Origin of the sequence: Marinomonas vulgaris (assembly GCF_018145875.1) — a bacterium.
Classification (GTDB): Bacteria; Pseudomonadota; Gammaproteobacteria; order Pseudomonadales; family Marinomonadaceae; genus Marinomonas; species Marinomonas vulgaris.
In genome coordinates this window covers 139,672-155,962 of the sequence record NZ_JAGSSV010000006.1, presented here as the reverse complement: position 1 = coordinate 155,962, position 16,291 = coordinate 139,672, and the positions used below count along the sequence as shown (strand labels likewise).

General features: G+C 45.7%; 16 protein-coding genes. 8 read left to right on the top strand and 8 right to left on the bottom strand.

Annotated elements, in window-relative coordinates; genetic code table 11:
- Positions 1-88 precede the first annotated feature (88 nt).
- The 3 genes from pomA (at position 89) to dapB (ending at position 2,808) form a co-directional block, all read left to right on the top strand.
- Complete coding sequence (pomA, locus tag J9B83_RS07360) at positions 89-844, top strand: flagellar motor protein PomA (protein ID WP_211536090.1); 756 nt, start codon at positions 89-91, stop codon at positions 842-844.
- A gap of 26 nt (positions 845-870) precedes the next feature.
- Positions 871-1,863, top strand: coding sequence for a flagellar motor protein MotB (locus tag J9B83_RS07355; RefSeq protein ID WP_211536089.1), 993 nt, complete (start codon positions 871-873; stop codon positions 1,861-1,863).
- Positions 1,864-2,007: 144 nt separating this feature from the next.
- Positions 2,008-2,808: a 4-hydroxy-tetrahydrodipicolinate reductase gene (gene dapB, locus J9B83_RS07350; protein WP_211536088.1), complete on the top strand. Its 801-nt coding sequence runs from the start codon at positions 2,008-2,010 to the stop codon at positions 2,806-2,808.
- A 90-nt stretch (positions 2,809-2,898) separates the two neighbouring features.
- On the opposite strand, the gene J9B83_RS07345 is transcribed toward dapB, so the two are convergent.
- The 7 genes from J9B83_RS07345 to J9B83_RS07315 form a co-directional block, all read right to left on the bottom strand.
- Positions 2,899-4,071 (bottom strand): quaternary amine ABC transporter ATP-binding protein, encoded by a 1,173-nt coding sequence (locus J9B83_RS07345; RefSeq protein ID WP_211536087.1) that lies wholly within the window; start codon positions 4,069-4,071, stop codon positions 2,899-2,901.
- Complete coding sequence (locus J9B83_RS07340) at positions 4,064-4,963, bottom strand: ABC transporter permease (protein ID WP_211536086.1); 900 nt, start codon at positions 4,961-4,963, stop codon at positions 4,064-4,066. The genes J9B83_RS07345 and J9B83_RS07340 overlap by 8 nt, the downstream gene beginning before the upstream one ends.
- 82 nt (positions 4,964-5,045) lie before the next feature.
- Positions 5,046-6,047, bottom strand: coding sequence for a glycine betaine ABC transporter substrate-binding protein (locus J9B83_RS07335; RefSeq protein WP_211536085.1), 1,002 nt, complete (start codon positions 6,045-6,047; stop codon positions 5,046-5,048).
- Between the two features lie 271 nt (positions 6,048-6,318).
- The gene (locus J9B83_RS07330) at positions 6,319-6,801 is read right to left on the bottom strand and encodes a MarR family winged helix-turn-helix transcriptional regulator (RefSeq protein WP_211536084.1); all 483 of its coding nucleotides are present in this window, start codon (positions 6,799-6,801) and stop codon (positions 6,319-6,321) included.
- A gap of 165 nt (positions 6,802-6,966) precedes the next feature.
- Positions 6,967-8,385, bottom strand: coding sequence for a deoxyribodipyrimidine photo-lyase (phrB, locus tag J9B83_RS07325; RefSeq protein WP_211536083.1), 1,419 nt, complete (start codon positions 8,383-8,385; stop codon positions 6,967-6,969).
- Positions 8,386-8,399: 14 nt separating this feature from the next.
- The gene (locus J9B83_RS07320) at positions 8,400-9,380 is read right to left on the bottom strand and encodes a YbgA family protein (protein ID WP_211536082.1); all 981 of its coding nucleotides are present in this window, start codon (positions 9,378-9,380) and stop codon (positions 8,400-8,402) included.
- Between the two features lie 30 nt (positions 9,381-9,410).
- The gene (locus J9B83_RS07315) at positions 9,411-10,397 is read right to left on the bottom strand and encodes an NAD(P)/FAD-dependent oxidoreductase (RefSeq protein ID WP_211536081.1); all 987 of its coding nucleotides are present in this window, start codon (positions 10,395-10,397) and stop codon (positions 9,411-9,413) included.
- A gap of 158 nt (positions 10,398-10,555) precedes the next feature.
- Here J9B83_RS07315 and J9B83_RS07310 point away from each other — a divergent pair, with 158 nt between their 5' ends.
- Positions 10,556-11,470 carry a MerR family transcriptional regulator gene (locus tag J9B83_RS07310; RefSeq protein ID WP_211536080.1) on the top strand — a complete coding sequence of 305 codons (915 nt, stop codon included), beginning with the start codon at positions 10,556-10,558 and terminating at the stop codon, positions 11,468-11,470.
- A gap of 120 nt (positions 11,471-11,590) precedes the next feature.
- Entirely contained in the window at positions 11,591-11,830 is a 240-nt protein-coding gene (locus J9B83_RS07305) for a DUF2061 domain-containing protein (RefSeq protein WP_211536079.1), read from the top strand.
- A 119-nt stretch (positions 11,831-11,949) separates the two neighbouring features.
- Here J9B83_RS07305 and J9B83_RS07300 read toward each other — a convergent pair whose 3' ends face one another.
- Positions 11,950-13,308: a sodium-dependent transporter gene (locus J9B83_RS07300; protein ID WP_211536078.1), complete on the bottom strand. Its 1,359-nt coding sequence runs from the start codon at positions 13,306-13,308 to the stop codon at positions 11,950-11,952.
- A gap of 473 nt (positions 13,309-13,781) precedes the next feature.
- Between J9B83_RS07300 and ectA the strand changes: the two genes are divergently transcribed.
- The 3 genes from ectA to J9B83_RS07285 all read left to right on the top strand — a co-directional run bounded on the left by ectA (position 13,782) and on the right by J9B83_RS07285 (position 16,130).
- Positions 13,782-14,279, top strand: coding sequence for a diaminobutyrate acetyltransferase (ectA, locus tag J9B83_RS07295; RefSeq protein WP_211536077.1), 498 nt, complete (start codon positions 13,782-13,784; stop codon positions 14,277-14,279).
- Positions 14,280-14,385: 106 nt separating this feature from the next.
- On the top strand, positions 14,386-15,699 hold the full coding sequence (gene ectB, locus J9B83_RS07290) for a diaminobutyrate--2-oxoglutarate transaminase (RefSeq protein WP_211536076.1): 1,314 nt from the start codon (positions 14,386-14,388) through the stop codon (positions 15,697-15,699).
- A 41-nt stretch (positions 15,700-15,740) separates the two neighbouring features.
- Entirely contained in the window at positions 15,741-16,130 is a 390-nt protein-coding gene (locus tag J9B83_RS07285) for an ectoine synthase (RefSeq protein WP_211536075.1), read from the top strand.
- The last annotated feature ends 161 nt before the right edge of the window (positions 16,131-16,291 follow it).

Here is a 16,291-nt window from a genome sequence, read left to right as displayed (position 1 = left end):
GCAAGAAGATGTCATGCTCAGTGTTTCTTTCGTATAGAATTGTTGAAAAATGTATGTTGCATTATAGCTTTATTGTTAGGAGACGTGTGTGGATATCGCAACGTTAATAGGACTTGTTGGATCGTTTATCGTTATTATCGCGGCGATCTTTGTCGGTGGGTCGGCAGGAATGTTTATCGACGTGGCTTCCACGCTGATTGTATTAGTGGGATCGACATTCGTAATCTTGATGCAATACCCTTTAAGTCAATTTTTGGGCGCGGGTAAAGTCGCAGCCAAAGCCTTTATGTTTAAAAGTGTCCCGCTTGATACCTTGATCGATGAAATCTATGGCTTGGCGGACGAAGCACGAAAAGGCGGTTTACTGTCTTTAGAGGGCAAAGAGGTTAGCCATCCGTTTTTGTCCAAAGGCATACAAATGCTGGTGGACGGTCACGATGGCAACGTGGTGAAAAGCCAATTGTCTAAAGATATGAATCAGTCCTATGCGCGCCATGTTTCAGGGGCAAAGGTGTTTAAATCATTCGGTGATGTAGGGCCTGCCATGGGCATGATAGGCACCTTGGTTGGTCTAGTACAAATGCTGGCTAATATGTCCGACCCTAAAGCGATCGGTCCTGCGATGGCCGTAGCCTTGTTAACCACCTTGTATGGTGCCATGTTGGCTAACATGGTGTGTTTGCCTATTTCGGCTAAGTTGGGTATTCGTGCTGATGAGGAGTTACTGTGTCAGAAAATGATCATGGATGCTTTGTTAGCCATTCAGTCGGGTCAAAATCCACGTATCCTGGATGGCGCGTTGAAAACGTATATAGCCGAAGGTAAGAGAACTGAACGTGAATAATATTTTATCTGTAAACGGATCTGATCATGAGTGATGAAGAAGAGCAAGATTGCCCCGAATGTGTAGAGGGCTTGCCCGCTTACATGGGGACGTTTGCCGACCTCATGTCTTTGTTGATGTGTTTCTTTGTGCTTTTGCTGTCTTTTGCTGAAATGGATGTCATCAAGTTCAAGCAAATTGCTGGGTCATTGAGTCTGGCTTTTGGTGTACAGCGTGAGGTTGAAGCGGACTCTATTCCAATGGGTACTTCAATCATTGCCCAAGAGTTTAGCCCTGGAAAGCCTGAGCCAACCCCGATTAACGAAGTGAAACAAAAAACCGATACCACCCCAGAAAACACACTAGAGGTGATTTGTAAGCCTGAATCGTCGGATACTAAAGAGCAAGAAACATCGGGCTCGCCGTCGCCAGATACTTTTGTCGACAAATCTCGTGCTGATTTAGAACGAGAGAAAAAGATCCAGCAAACCGAAGAAGACGCGCAAATGATTGCGGCTATCATGAGCGAAGAAGTGTCAAAAGGTTTGGTGGAAATAGAAACACAAGAAGAGACCATCACTATTCGAATCAAAGACCAGGGCTCTTTTGAGTCCGGTTCGGCGGAGTTGAACTACGATTTTATCCCAGTAGTGGATATGATCCGTGATGTGTTAGTGGGAATTCAGGGGACCATTTCGGTGGAAGGGCATACCGATAATATTCCCATCGACAGTCGTCGATTTCGATCTAACTGGCAGTTGTCGTCTGCCCGTGCCATTTCGGTTGCTGAAGAACTGTTTTCGTCTAGACAGCTAGATCAAAGCCGCTTTGCCGTAACAGGGTTTGCTGATACACGCCCCTTGGTGCCTAACGACACCTCTGCGCGACGTGCCACTAACCGCCGGGTTGAAATCGTGATTAAGCAAAACGACACATCGCGACCCGTAATGCAAAATACAGTGGATGAGATTCCATCTGATGGCGTTATTGAGTTTGATCGAGAGATGGTAGAAGATCTGGCGCCAAACGAGATTTTTTAAATCCGCGTTTTTTATCGATATCTACCCTTTAAAGGAGCCTCGGCTCCTTTTTTTGTGGGTGTCGTTTGTTAAGGCGCTTTTTAATGCTGAGATTCACGCGAATCTTTGTTATGGTTTGCCCAATCAAATTTGAGGAAAAATAAAATGCGAGTAGCCGTTATTGGTGCCTCTGGGCGCATGGGAAAGAATTTAATTACCGCTGTTCATGACGCTGATGGTGTTTCATTGGGTGCGGCGATTGTTAAGCCGGGCAGCAGCTTAATTGGTGCTGATGCTGGTGAGTTAGCCGGAGTAGGTAAGTTGGGTGTGGCGGCCGTTGCAACATTAGCTGACTGTGTAAACGACTTTGATGTATTAATCGACTTCACTACGCCGACTTTAACGCTGGAAAACGCGGCTTTTTGTGCACAGCATCAAAAAGCCATTGTGGTGGGTACAACAGGTCTGAACGATGACGAGAAAGCCGCCTTGGATCAAGCGGCTCAGCGTACTTCTGTCGTCTTTGCACCAAACATGAGTGTGGGCGTTAACCTGACACTGAAACTCTTGGCGACCGCTGCTCAAATTCTGGGTGACGATTATGACGTAGAAATTGTTGAAGCTCATCATCGCCACAAGGTGGATTCGCCTTCAGGTACGGCGCTGCGCATGGGTGAGGTGGTAGCTGAAGCCTTGGGTCGCGACTTAAAAGAATGCGCTGTTTATGGTCGAGAAGGTCAAACGGGCGCACGTACACAAAAAGAAATCGGCTTTGAAACCATTCGTGCAGGCGATGTGGTGGGCGAACACACGGTTTGGTTCGCAACAGAAGGCGAGCGAATCGAAATTACGCATAAAGCCAGTAGCCGTATGACGTTTGCTAAAGGCGCGGTACGCGCGGCAAGTTGGATGTCTGGTAAACCTGCGGGTTTATACGACATGCAAGACGTACTGAACCTCAAGTAATCGACACAATGTACCAATAAAAACCAAAAAAATGGCCGTATGAAACGGCCATTTTTGTATTTGAGTTTTTCACAAAAAGCGCTAAAGGGCTTAGGGAGACAAAACGTCTGCCAATTTACTGGCTTCCACTCGACCCTTGAGTTCACCCTGTTTATTGACCACAGGAAGGTCAAAACGCGTGTTCAAAGACAAAGGAATGACATCTTGCAGTAAGTTAGTTCGACGTACGGTCGGCACTTTAATAAGCACTTTTTCCAATAAGTCGTCATCTTGCATGTCGTCCAGCTGTTGCTTTGTTAACACACCTTGGTAAGCATTGTTGTTGAAGACGAATGCGTGGCCTCGGTCGGCAGGGAAAATATCACGAACGTCTTTCGCGCTAATGCCTTCCAATTTGCTGGTGTCGGCGGTCATGATGGTCTGCACTGTGAGTGCTCTGGCGCGGTTAACATCTTTCGCAAAGGCTCTCACGTAGTCATCTTCTGGTTTTAGAACGATATCAACCGGAGTGCCGACTTGAACCAATTTACCGTCTTTTAACACCGCGATTCGGTCGCCAAGGCGCAAGGCCTCATCGAGATCATGAGTGATAAAGATAATGGTTTTTTGCAGGTTCTCTTGCAAGTCGATCAGTTGTTCCTGCATTTCGCTACGTATCAAGGGGTCGAGGGCGGAAAAGGCTTCGTCCATCAATAGGATTTCAGCATCGGTACACAAGGCACGAGCCAAGCCGACACGCTGTTGCTGACCACCAGAAAGCTGAGAAGGGTACTGGTCTTCATAGCCGCCTAGTCCAACTGTTTCCAACCAATTTACTGCTTTGGGTTTCCATTCGGCGCGTTTTTCGCCCTTGATCAAGAGACCATAACCCACGTTATCTAGCACACAACGGTGTGGCATTAGACCAAAATGTTGGAATACCATGGCCATTTTATGACGTCTAAACGTGGTTAGCTCTTTCACCGGCAACTCCATGATGTCGTCGCCTTCCACCTTTATTTTACCCGCCGTTGGATCAATTAAGCGGTTAAAGTGACGAATCAGTGTGGATTTGCCTGAACCAGACAGTCCCATGATGACGAAGATCTCGCCGCGTTTAACACTCAGGTTGATGTCTTGTAAACCGATGGTATGGCCAGTTTCTGCTAAGATTTCTTCTTTTGACGCGCCGGCTTTTACCTTGGGTAAAACGTTTTTCGCATCAGGGCCAAATATTTGGTATAGGCCTTCAATTTCAATCAATGTTTCGCGTGTGTTATCCATTCTCAGTCCCTTCAAGGTGTTTTTGTGCGCGTTTTGCGTAGCTCTGAGAAACGCGGTCAAAGATGATGGCTAAGGCAACAATTGCCAGTCCATTTAATAGCCCAAGGGTAAAGTATTGGTTTGTGATGGATTTCAATACAGGTTGTCCTAAGCCTTTTACGCCGATCATAGAGGCGACCACAACCATGGCTAACGCCATCATGATGGTTTGGTTAATGCCGGCCATAATAGTGGGCATAGCAAGTGGGATCTGAACACCGAACAAGCGCTGAGTAGGTGTAGCACCGTAAGCGGTCGCCGCTTCCAGTGTTTCTTGATTTACTAGACGGATACCTAAATTTGTCAATCGAATAACCGGTGGGATGGCGTAAATCACCACGGCAATAACCCCAGGGATACGACCGATACCCAACAACATAACAACGGGAATTAAGTATACAAAAGCCGGCATGGTTTGCATGATATCAAGCATAGGCGTAATGATGGATTTCGCTCTGTCAGATCGTGCCATCAGTATGCCAATAGGAATACCAATACAAATAGAAAGAATGGTACAGACGGTAATAATGCTGAGTGTTCGCATCGTGTCTTCCCACATGCCAAAGTAACCAATGGCGAGAAAGGCGGCGAGCACGCCAGAGCAAAGTTTCCAAGATCGAGTCGCGGCATACACAAGGCCGACGATCGCGGCTAAAACAAGCCACCAAGGGGTTTCAATTAGTAGGTTTTCAAACCACACTAAAAAGTATAAAAGTGGGTCGAAGAAATTCTCGATAGATTCACCGTAGTCACGGGAAAAGGTTCGATAAGCACTATCAAGAGATTGTCGAATCGCGAGAAGTTCGCGTCGACTCATATCTGGAAATTCTGTCAACCAAGAGCTGTCTATCATAAGTTCGTTCTCAAAGAGTAAAGCAGGGTAAATGACCGTGCTGAGAGGATCAACACGGCTGTTTCAACGTTGAAAAGAATGATTAGAGGCTGTCGAGTGCGTTGTCAATTTTCGCTTTTACGTCTTTGTTGACCCATTTAGACCAGATTTCTGGATAGGTAAACATGAAGTTTTCAGCGGCATATTGACCATCTGCCTGGTTGTCTTCCATCCAAGCTAACAACATATTCATTTGATCATTTGTTAATGAGCGTTGCGTGGTGTACTGGTATGCTTCAGGATTGGATTTTTTAAAGTTTGCCGTGGTCACCGTGTAAACTGGAGAAGGTGGGAACATGGTAACTTGAGGGTCCATACAGCTTTCTTCAGAGATACAGCCTTTGTAGTGTTCTGCGTCAACACCGCTTTCGAAGTCGACTTTGACCATGTCGTATTTACCAAGAATCGCTGTTGGAGCCCAATAATAACCGAACCAAGACTCTTCACGCTCATACGCACGGCTTAAGGAACCTGACAAACCGGCAGAAGAACCCGGATCGATCAATTCAAACCCTGCCTCTTCTAGATTCATGGCTTTGAATAAGTTGCCACCGGTAATTTGACATGCCCAACCAGCAGGACAGCCGTAGAAAGCGGATACAGAAGGATCTTCAGAACTTGGAAAGTCTTTTGCGTATTTCTTAATACCGGAAATCGTTGCCAATTCAGGGTTTTCATCCACCATGTATTTAGGCACCCAGAAGCCTTCTTCACCGCCATCGGACAGAGACTTACCGGCCACGCTCAGAGTGCCATCTTCTACACCGCGATTGATCAAGGCTTCTACCGCATTAGTCCATAATTCTGGTGCAATGTCTGGTTGACCTTTTTCTGCCATGGAGGTACTGGTCGGCATGGTGTCGCCTGGAATCAATTCAGCATCACAGCCGTAACCATTGGTCAGAATGAATTTATCGATGTTAGCCATGAGAGAAGCGGAGTTCCAGTTCATGTCAGCAATCTCAACTTTTCCACAACTTGTTGCAGCAAAAGAGGACGTGGCCGCGAGTGCCATTAGGCTCGCAATAATACTTTTTTTATACATTTTTATGTTCCTGTTATGAATTAAATATTAGTGAACAAACTATAATTAGTTTACACATCTAAGTAATTATATCAATTTGTTGTTGTTGTTTTTTGTTAACAGGTTGTTTTTATTGTTATAAATCAATGTCTTGAGTGAATTTTGAAGGGGAGTTTAGAGTGGTTAAAAAAGGTTTTTAATTGCAGTTTAAGCGAAAATTTTGTTAAAGAAGAAAGGAAAAAACTCGACTGTAGAAAGCCGAGTTGTGCAGATTTGAGTAAAAAGAAAGGATTTATACGTTGGGAGAATTGATGTCTAGCATTGGAGCTGCGTCGATGTTTTCGGCGTCCATCATCATGGCGATCCGTTGCAGAGATGAAAGTACTTGAGTTTGCTCCCAACCTTCTAATGATTCAAATTCATCCACAAACTTTTCATGCAACAAAGGCGGTGCCGTATCTAAAATGGTTTTGCCTTCTGCAGTCAGTCTCGCGTTAACAATGCGCTTATCTTTTTGGCCTCGAACGCGTTCGACAAATTTACGATCTTCTAAGCGATTTAAAATGGTTGTGACCGTTGCTTGACTCAGTGACACACTGTCAGAAATTTTGCGAACGGTAACATCGCCTAATGTTTCAATAGAGCGAAGTACCATAATTTGTGGAATCGTCAATCCACACGCTTTTACGACGCGTTTAGATTGCAGATCTGTTGCACGAATAATACGTCGTAAGTTAACAAGAACGTCGTGTAGGTGTTGCGGTGAGTCAGGCATAGTGATGATCCCAAAGAAAATTTTCACGGATTATATTATTTAGTTGGGATAGGTAAAAGCGAAGTTTATAAAATATTACAGTTCAAAACAAAATTGCTGGTCAGCGGTCGTCAAGAAAACCAAACATACATTACTGTATGTTTGGTTTTCTTGTTTTTTGCCGAGTTATTTGCCTTTTAAGGCATCAAAAGCGGCGATCGCCGCCAAACGCGCTGGCTTGTAGTCAATGATGGGGTCGGGGTAGTGACACACTTTTCGTTGCTGTGGTTTTGGGTCGTGAATGGATTTTGCGTCTAAACTGGACAGCTCGGGAACAAAGCGTCGGATAAAGTCGCCATTTTTGTCATAGGTTTCCGACTGTCGCGTTGGGTTGAACACACGAAAGTAGGGCGCCGCATCACAGCCTGTCGAGGCGCTCCACTGCCAACCGCCATTGTTGGCGGCAAATTCACCGTCAATCAGTTTACTCATGAAATAAGCTTCGCCACGACGCCAATCGGCAAACATAAGCTTGGTAAAAAAGCTGGCGGTGATCATTCTTAAGCGATTGTGCATCCAACCTGTTTGATTTAATTGGCGCATGGCGGCATCAACGATGGGGAAGCCAGTTTTGCCTTCGCACCAAGCTTGAAACTCTGCGTCGTTTTTACGCCAAGTTAGCGCATCTGTGTCAGCTTTAAAGGGTTTGCTCATAGAAAGAAAAGGAAAGTGTGCCATGAGTTGACGATAGAAATCGCGCCACGCCAATTCTTTTAGCCAAATGCTGTCTTGCCAGCGTTTTTCTTCTTGGTTGCAAGTATAGAAAATTGCTTCGAGGCATTGTCTTGGGCCTATCGCGCCCAGTGCAAGATAGGGCGATAGAGTGCTGGTGGCGGGAATAATCGGAAAATCTCTTTCTTCTTTATACAGGCATTCTTTATGATGGCAAAACTGCCAGAGTTTTTGTCTGGCTATGTTTTGGTCAGCAGGCCATAAATCTTCTCGGTAGGGCGTTTCCCATACTAGCTCTGGTAGCGCGTTGTCTTGGTCAATAGCTGGGGCTTGCGCCGCTGGAGCGGGAAAAGGGGTGATGTCTTGTTGAGCCAGTAGACTGACCCAGCGGTTAAAGAAAGGCGTGAAGACTTTAAACGGCGTACCTTGTTGGCTCAATACATCCTGAGCGACGATCAGATCTGCCGCTTGTTGGTGTGTCTGAATGCCCTGCTGTTGCAGTTTGGCACAAACCGCTTGGTCACGTTGTTGTTCATGAATGGGTAAGTCGCCGTTAAACCAGAGATGCTTGATGTCATTGAGCTGACAAAATTCACCGATAGCCTCTGGCAAATCCGCATAGGTGTCGCCATTAACAATATGCAAAGGGATGCCCAATGCCGCTAATTCACCCGCAAGATGTTTGACTAACCCAGCTCGCAAGCCTATTTTTGCATCCGATTCGTTATGTTCAGACCATTGACCCGGTGTGGGTGTGATGAGCACAGCGATGCCCTCATTGGCCTCTTTTGCAGCACAGGAAGCGAAGTGCAAGGCTGGGTTATCGAGCCAGCGCAGATCGTTTCGTAACCAAACTAGGTGGGTAATCTTCATTATGTTCAATAACCTTAAACCGTATTACGGATACCGAGCGGAGATGGGTATGGAATAAAATAACTCTGCTGATTGATGTATTCGCTGCCGTAGTGCTTTATGTAATGGTGCAGCAGAGTCACTGGGGTCGCCAAGTTTACTTCGCCACGACGATACTGTTCGACAACGTCTAAAATGTCTTTACGAACCGACACATCGACAGCGTGTTTTAAGTAACCCACCAAGTGCATGAGCACATTGCAATGGTTTTTGCGTTTAGCCGGTTGCGATAAGGTGGTCATCAATGTCTCAAAATAGGCGTCTTTTAGTGCATGAAATGGTCTTGTATCATTACCTGACAGCATACGTCCCAATTTGCGATAAATTGGCTGTGAATGAGCCATTACCATGTATTTATAGCGACTATGAAAGGCGATCAGGTCCTTCATTCTAGCCCCTTCCCCCAAGCTTTGACGGAAGTCGTGGTGTGTGAAAACGCGTAGCAAAAAGTTTTCTCTAAGCATAGGGTCATTTAAACGGCCATCTTCTTCCATGGGCAACAGTGGATAACGCTGTCGTAAAGCTTTGGTGAACATACCGGCACTGCGTTGCATGTGTGGATGACCATTTTCTTGGTATACCTTGATACGCTCTAGGCCACAGCTAGGGGACTTTTTCATCAAAATGTAGCCATCTAGGTGCGACAACTTTTCTATATACTTGTTTGATGCTGCCATAAAGACGTCAGATACATCTTCTTCAGCGTTTTTACTAAACGTCATACGAGGTGAGTTTGGATCACCCTCTAAGCGCAGAGTCGGCCTTGGTGTACCAAAGCCTGCGGCCATTTCGGGGCAAAATTTTTGATAATCAAAATACTTCGTCAGTACCTTGTCGCAATAATCGGAATGGCTATGCCCACCGTTATAGCGAACATTGTCGCCAAGTAAGCACGAACTGATACCGACGGGAATTTTGTGAGAAAGCTGATCTGGAGAATGTTCTATGTGTGTCATGGTTATGTCCTCTAAAAGACGAGATAAAGTTTATTGGGCGTCTTTCATTTGTTGGATTAGGGTAAGTGCACTAAGTAAAGCGCCTTCGGCATCACCTTGACACAACCAATCTCCGGCGATACCCGCATTATGTTGTGCAGACCAAGTGGTGGCGTTGTGCGTTTTGTTGGCGAAAAAACGACTCAAGAACCAGCGATGTGGTTCGCCATGTCTGGTGATATTGAGGTGAGTGTTGCTCGTGAAAGCCTCGAGTAGCGCCGCAGCAATGTCGTTTTTGTCGTCATCAAGATGCTGTTTTGTCCAATCTGGGTCTGCTTGAATCACCCAACGGTCGCAGCCATCGTGCTGACGCTGGGCTTTGTCGCTGTCTTTTATGATGCGTTTTATGGGGGTATTTTGTGGCTCAATCAGTACATCGGCTTCACTGGCGTTTGTTTCCAACCACATGGCCCATTGGGACTGATACCCCTCGCAAGCTTGGTTGGTGGTTTCAAGCAGCGATGATAGCGCGCTATGAGTTGATAATATGGCCGCTGACTGCGGAGCCGGTGCGGTTATAATGATTTTTTTGGCGAGCACAATAGGTTGGTAACGCTCGTCACGCAGTAGCCAGTGAGACGATGTTTGATCCAAATGATGCACGCGAGTATTGGTAATAAAATGGGTTTCGCCCAACAAGTGCCGCGTGATGCTGCTCATTTTAGGCACACCTACGAAAGCTGAGGCGTTAGTTGTGTCCAGTGCAGGCCAAGGAGCGACAACCTTGTCGTTTAACAAGCGGTCAAACAACGCCTTGGTATTTGGGTGTTTGGCGTGCACATAAAAAGCCCCAAGATCACAACTGACATCGCCTTTCAAGCGTTTACTGCTGGCGCGTCCACCGCTGCCGCGGCTTTTGTCGATCACACACACAGACTGGCCTGACGTCGACAATAAATGCGCGCATAGGCTGCCCGCTAAGCCAGCGCCAACGATGGCAATATCAAAAATCGGAGTGTTGTTTTGTTCGCTTGTCATGGTGTGTCATCCTGATACTTGTTCTTTAATTCTTATACAATATATAATCTTGTACAATAAATGCAACTACTTGTACAAAAAAATATTTGTATAGTATTTTCCAGCAAGATGCGATTAGATAAAAACACGTTAACAAAAAGCAAGCCGTGGACAAAACAATGACACACACTATTTTAAGGCCTTCTGCTGAGCAAGCTGACGAAGCGCGTTTTCCTATCCGCGAATTATCGTTAAAAACCGGCGTGAACTCGGTCACATTACGGGCGTGGGAGCGTCGCTATGGGTTATTAAAACCCAAACGAACCGATAAGGGGCATCGCTTGTATGATCAAGGGGATGTGCTGCGAGTGGAGGGTATTTTGCGCTGGATTCAACAAGGCGTGGCCGTTAGCAAGGTGCGCGCCTTACTGGAACAGGAAACGGCAGGGGAAAGTACGGCATCTGCCAAACCTGACCCAAACAACGAATGGCTCGACTGGCAACAAGCGCTGGTGGTGGCCGCAAAAGCCTTTCAAGAAGAGAAAGTGCTTCAGTTGTACCAAGACGTTTTCTCGCAATACCCTGCCGAGATTGCGGTTCGCGATGGCCTATTGCCCAGCTTTGAGCAGCTTGGCAAAGGGGCTGAATTGGCGTTTTGTGAATCTGTGGTGTTAACCGCGTTGATGCATCGCGTTGGACAGGGCAAAGGACAGTCAAAAAGTGCCACTAAGGTATTGATTACTGGCTTGTCGTCGCAGCGAATCTTATGGTGTTACATGGCCGCGGCCATGTTGTTGGATAAAGGTGTGGCTTGCCTGGTATTACCTAACGCTTATCACAGCGATGATTGGTCGACCGTTGTTTCCGTGCCTGAAGTGCACTCTGTGTTGGTATTTTGCGATAACGAATTGGCGGCGAAATCCGCTGATATTCTTACTCAAATGGATCAATGGCAGAAACCAGTTGCGGCGATTGGTGCTGGCTTTTGGTTAGCGGCCCACGAAGCGGGCACTACGCGAGTCGGTCAGGTGAGTGTGTATTCGGAGGCTTTAGAAGGTGTGTTGGCGTTTATCGCAAATTGTCAGGGAAGGTAGGCGATGTTGTGTTGTAAGGTGGCATAAAAGGAAAAAGCTATCAGACAAATACTCATAATAAATTTTAAGTATTTATTCTTCTCTCTTAATATGTTTATTAAATCAACCGAGGAGAATACCATGACTAAAACACTGACTTTCGCTGTAATGCACTTTTCAATCGCCTTTGGCGTTGCTTACCTGATCACTGGCAGCTTGTTAGTGGGCGGTTTGGTTGCCATCGTTGAACCGGCCATTAACACCATTGCTTTTTACTTTCACGAAAAAATTTGGAACAAAATAGAACGTCCTGGAACGGCTGCAGCGTTGAGTAAAACGCTTCAATCTGCGAGTGAGAATTACGCTTTACGTTCTATGTAATAGACTTCTAGAAAGGTTAGTCAAAGACTAATGACGTCTTATCTCGTTTGTTTGTATTGCTTATAAGAAAGCCCACAAATGCTAAGCATTTGTGGGCTTTTTTGTGGTTGTCAGCGTGTTTATTTCATTGGGTTGATCAAGAAGTACAACACAATCGCAACGGCAATCGGCGCGGTGAATTTCATCGAGAAGTTCCACAGCGTGTAAATGCCAGCAGGCAACTGCAATTCATCCTGAGCAAACTTGTCTTTAACGATCCAGCCTGCAAACAAAGCAATCAAGATACCGCCCAATGGCAGCATGATGTTGGCAGTGATGTAGTCCAAGAAGTCAAAGGTGTTTTTACCAAAGAAAGTCACATCCGACATGAAGTTGAAAGACCCTAGGCAGGCGATACCCAGTCCCCAAACAACCACGCCAAGAGCGATAGCGGCATTGATACGCTTCATTTTGAAACGTTCTACCAAGAAAGCCACCGTTGGTTCAAGTAGAGAAATAGCCGATGTCCAAGCGGCAACACCGATCAAGACAAAGAACAAGATGCCGAACAGTTGACCAAATGGCATTTGACCAAAAGCAACAGGCAAAGAAATGAACATCAAACCAGGGCCTGCGCCAGGGTTCATGCCGTTCGAGAAGATGATTGGGAAAATCGCCAAGCCGGCTACTAACGCAACCAAGGTATCCAAGGCGCCAATCGCCAGAACGGTTTTACCAATTGAGGCGTCTTTGGTCATGTAAGAGCCATACGCCATGATAGTGCCCATGCCCAATGACAAGGTAAAGAAGGAGTGCCCCAAGGCTACTAAGGCGGAATTCCAAGTCAGTTTGCTAAAGTCAAACTCGAACATGAAGTTCCAGCCTTGAGTGAAGCCGCCGGTAGTCATAGCGTAGCCTAGTAGAATGAAAAGCAAGACAAACAGCGCTGGCATCATGATGCGCGTCGCGGTTTCTATGCCTTTGTTGATGCCTGCTGCTACTACAAATACTGTCATTATACTGAATAAGGTGTGCCAGCCCAGTAGTGTGATAGGTTCGCCAAGTAATGCACTAAAAGCAGCGCCAGCATCTTCAGAAGAGATGCCCATCATTTCACCCGTCACCATGATCTTGATGTAATGAAGCACCCAGCCACCAACGACGGAATAGAAAGAGAAAATAAGCACGCCGGACAGCATGCCCATGATGCCAATGATGCCCCATGCTTTAATGCCTTCAGATTCTTCGGCGACATCGGTTAAAGCATTGATGGGGTTTTTACGGGCACGACGACCAATAAACACTTCCGCCATCATGATTGGAATACCAACCAATAAAATACAAGCCAAATACACTAACACAAAAGCCCCACCACCATTTTCACCTGTGATGTAAGGGAATTTCCAAATATTACCTAAGCCGACAGCAGAACCTGTGGCCGCTAGGATAAAAATCCATCGGCTCGCCCAGGAGCCCTGGATAGATGTTTTATTTTTCATAGTTCTCTCTAAAAGTTATCTCTAAAGGATTAAAAACGATTCAAAACAGCGTTCGAAGAGGGTTTTTTATCCATGACCGTGCTTTCCAATCTGCCAGCGTGTTGGTTGCTGGTAAGCAAAACTTCGAATAGGGGCGGGATTTTCCGAATTTCGATGCGGTTATGCAACAAAAAATGCATTTTTAGCGTGCTTGTTTTTAGCGCGGACGCGTTATAAAGAGGCATAAACACTGACCTTTAGTGACTATTCACCATATAAATAATTAGTTCTCTAATGAAATGCTGGATTAAAAATACATTTTACGTATAATGATTAGACATCAAATTAATTTAAGGTGATTTGAGAGCGAAGTCATATTTAAGTCATATAAATCAGCTATTTTTATCTACATCAAGGTCACTGGTCTTGATGTAGGTAAAGTGATTTATGACATTTTAGATATGAAAATACTTTGTTTTCTAATGGATTCTGTTATGAGTGTTGAAAAAATAAATCTAGTAAAACCCAATGCAGCCGATGGTATGGCGGTGAATCAGCTGGTGGCATCATGCCCTCCATTGGACACCAATTCGGCGTATTGCAATTTATTGCAAGCCAGTCACTTTAGTGACACCTCTGTAGCGGCGCGTTCAGAAGCGCACGGTTTAGTGGGGTTTGTATCGGGTTATGTCATACCCAATCAGCCAGACACCTTGTTTGTTTGGCAGGTGGCGGTGAGTGAAAAAGCTCGCGGTCAAGGATTGGCTAAAAAAATGGTGTTGTCGTTGTTAGAACGAGAAGCTTGTTCTGGCGTACGCTTTATTAACACCAGTATTACCCAAACGAACGAAGGCTCATGGGCCTTGTTCCGCCGCCTGGCTGATCAGCTTAAGGCGCCATTAAACGAGTCCATCATGTTTGATGAACAGACTCACTTCAATGGGCAACACGATACCGAGCATCTTGTTCGAATCGGCCCTTTCTCACGATAAACCGAAAAACGCTGAGCTTGAAAGCCAAGGCTTTCGCTCGTCGTTTTGTTGACCGTTTAATCACTTAGTTTCTGAACAGTTAGTTTACGTAAAGGATGATAACAATATGAAAATTTTCGACGAAATCGAATCCGAAGTTCAATCTTATGCACGCTCTTTTCCACGTGTTTTTCACCGTGCTCAAGGCGCCTACTTATTCGATCAAGAAGGAAATCAATATTTAGACTTTTTGGCAGGCGCAGGCACATTAAACTATGGTCACAACAATCCAGTATTTAAAGAAAAACTGATTGAATACATTTTAGAAGATGGTATTACCCACGGTTTGGATATGCACACTAAGGCCAAAGGTGAGTTCCTTGAAACCTTTAAACAATACATTCTTGAGCCTCGCGGCTTGGAATACATGGTGCAATTCACTGGGCCTACGGGCACCAACGCCGTCGAAGCGGCGTTGAAATTAGCGCGTAATGTGACCGGTCGTGAAAATGTGATCAGCTTTACCAACGGCTTCCACGGCTGTAGTTTGGCGGCGCTGTCAGTAACCGGTAATTCACATCACCGTGGCGCAGCGGGAACAAGCTTGGGGGCTGGCGTTTCGACGGTTCCATTTGATGGTTACCTTGGCGATGGTATCGAAACCACCGAATACCTAGATAAGGTTTTGTCCGATTCAAGCAGTGGCGTCGATACACCCGCGGCGGTGATCGTAGAAACCGTGCAGGGCGAAGGTGGTATTAATGCGGCCAGCGTGGGTTGGTTACAAAATCTCGCTGCTGTATGTAAAAAGCACGATGTTTTATTGATCGTCGATGATATTCAAGCGGGTTGTGGTCGAACAGGTACTTTTTTCAGTTTTGAAGAATCGGGAATTACGCCAGACATTGTCACCATGTCGAAGTCTTTGAGCGGCTATGGTTTGCCGTTTGCGGTTGTCTTGATGCGTCCAGAATTGGATGAATGGAAACCAGGTGAGCACAACGGTACCTTCCGTGGTAACAATTTAGCGTTTGTGACGGCAAAAGCGGCGATCGAAACTTATTGGAAAGACGATGCCTTTGAAAAAGACATCAAACGCAAAGGGGACTACATTCATTCCCGCACCCAAGAGATTGTGAACGAATTTGGCGAAGGGAATTTTATTCTCCAAGGCCGAGGCATGATGCGCGGCATTAACTGTGTTAGCGGCGAACTTGCTGGCAAGATCACCAAAAAATGTTTCCAAAATGGCCTGATGATCGAAACCTCCGGTGCCGACGATCAAGTAGTGAAATTCCTTTGCCCACTGATTATTAGTGATGAAGACCTTAAAAAAGGCATCGATATTTTAGAGCGTGCGATTCGTGATGTGTGTGCCAAAGAAGACGACATGCCTGAAGCGAAAAGCTATTTCGATGAAAACTACGACATTGCCGTTTAACACCAGAGATCAACGATTAACAACACTATAAGGAAGAAAATATGTTTGCACGTGATTTAGCCGAATGCGAAAAAACCGAACGCCGTGTTGTGTGCCCAGAAAATAACTGGGAAAGCACGCGTCTTATCTTAAAAGAAGACAACATGGGCTTTTCGTTTCATATTACGACCATTTATGAAGGCAAAGATTTTGATATGCATTATCAAAACCACCTTGAGTCTGTGTACTGTATTTCGGGTGAAGGCGAAGTGGAAAGCCGTGAAACCGGCCAAAAACACCAGATCAAACCAGGTGTTGTCTATGTGCTAGATAAGCACGATGCGCACACTTTGCGAGCGACAAAAGAGCTGAAACTGGCTTGTGTGTTCAATCCGCCAATTACTGGTAAAGAAGTGCACAACGCCGAAGGCGCGTACGAACTTCTTGATTAATCTCGCGATTATCAAGGTCGCGTTTTGTTAAAAAGAGCAGGGTGTGTTGTTATCGATGCGCTCTGATCTTTTTGATCCTCTTACAGACTTCTCAGCACCCGCCTTTTACTCCGTTTTTCCTGCTTTTTATAAACATTGGACAATGCGTGTTTTATGACACG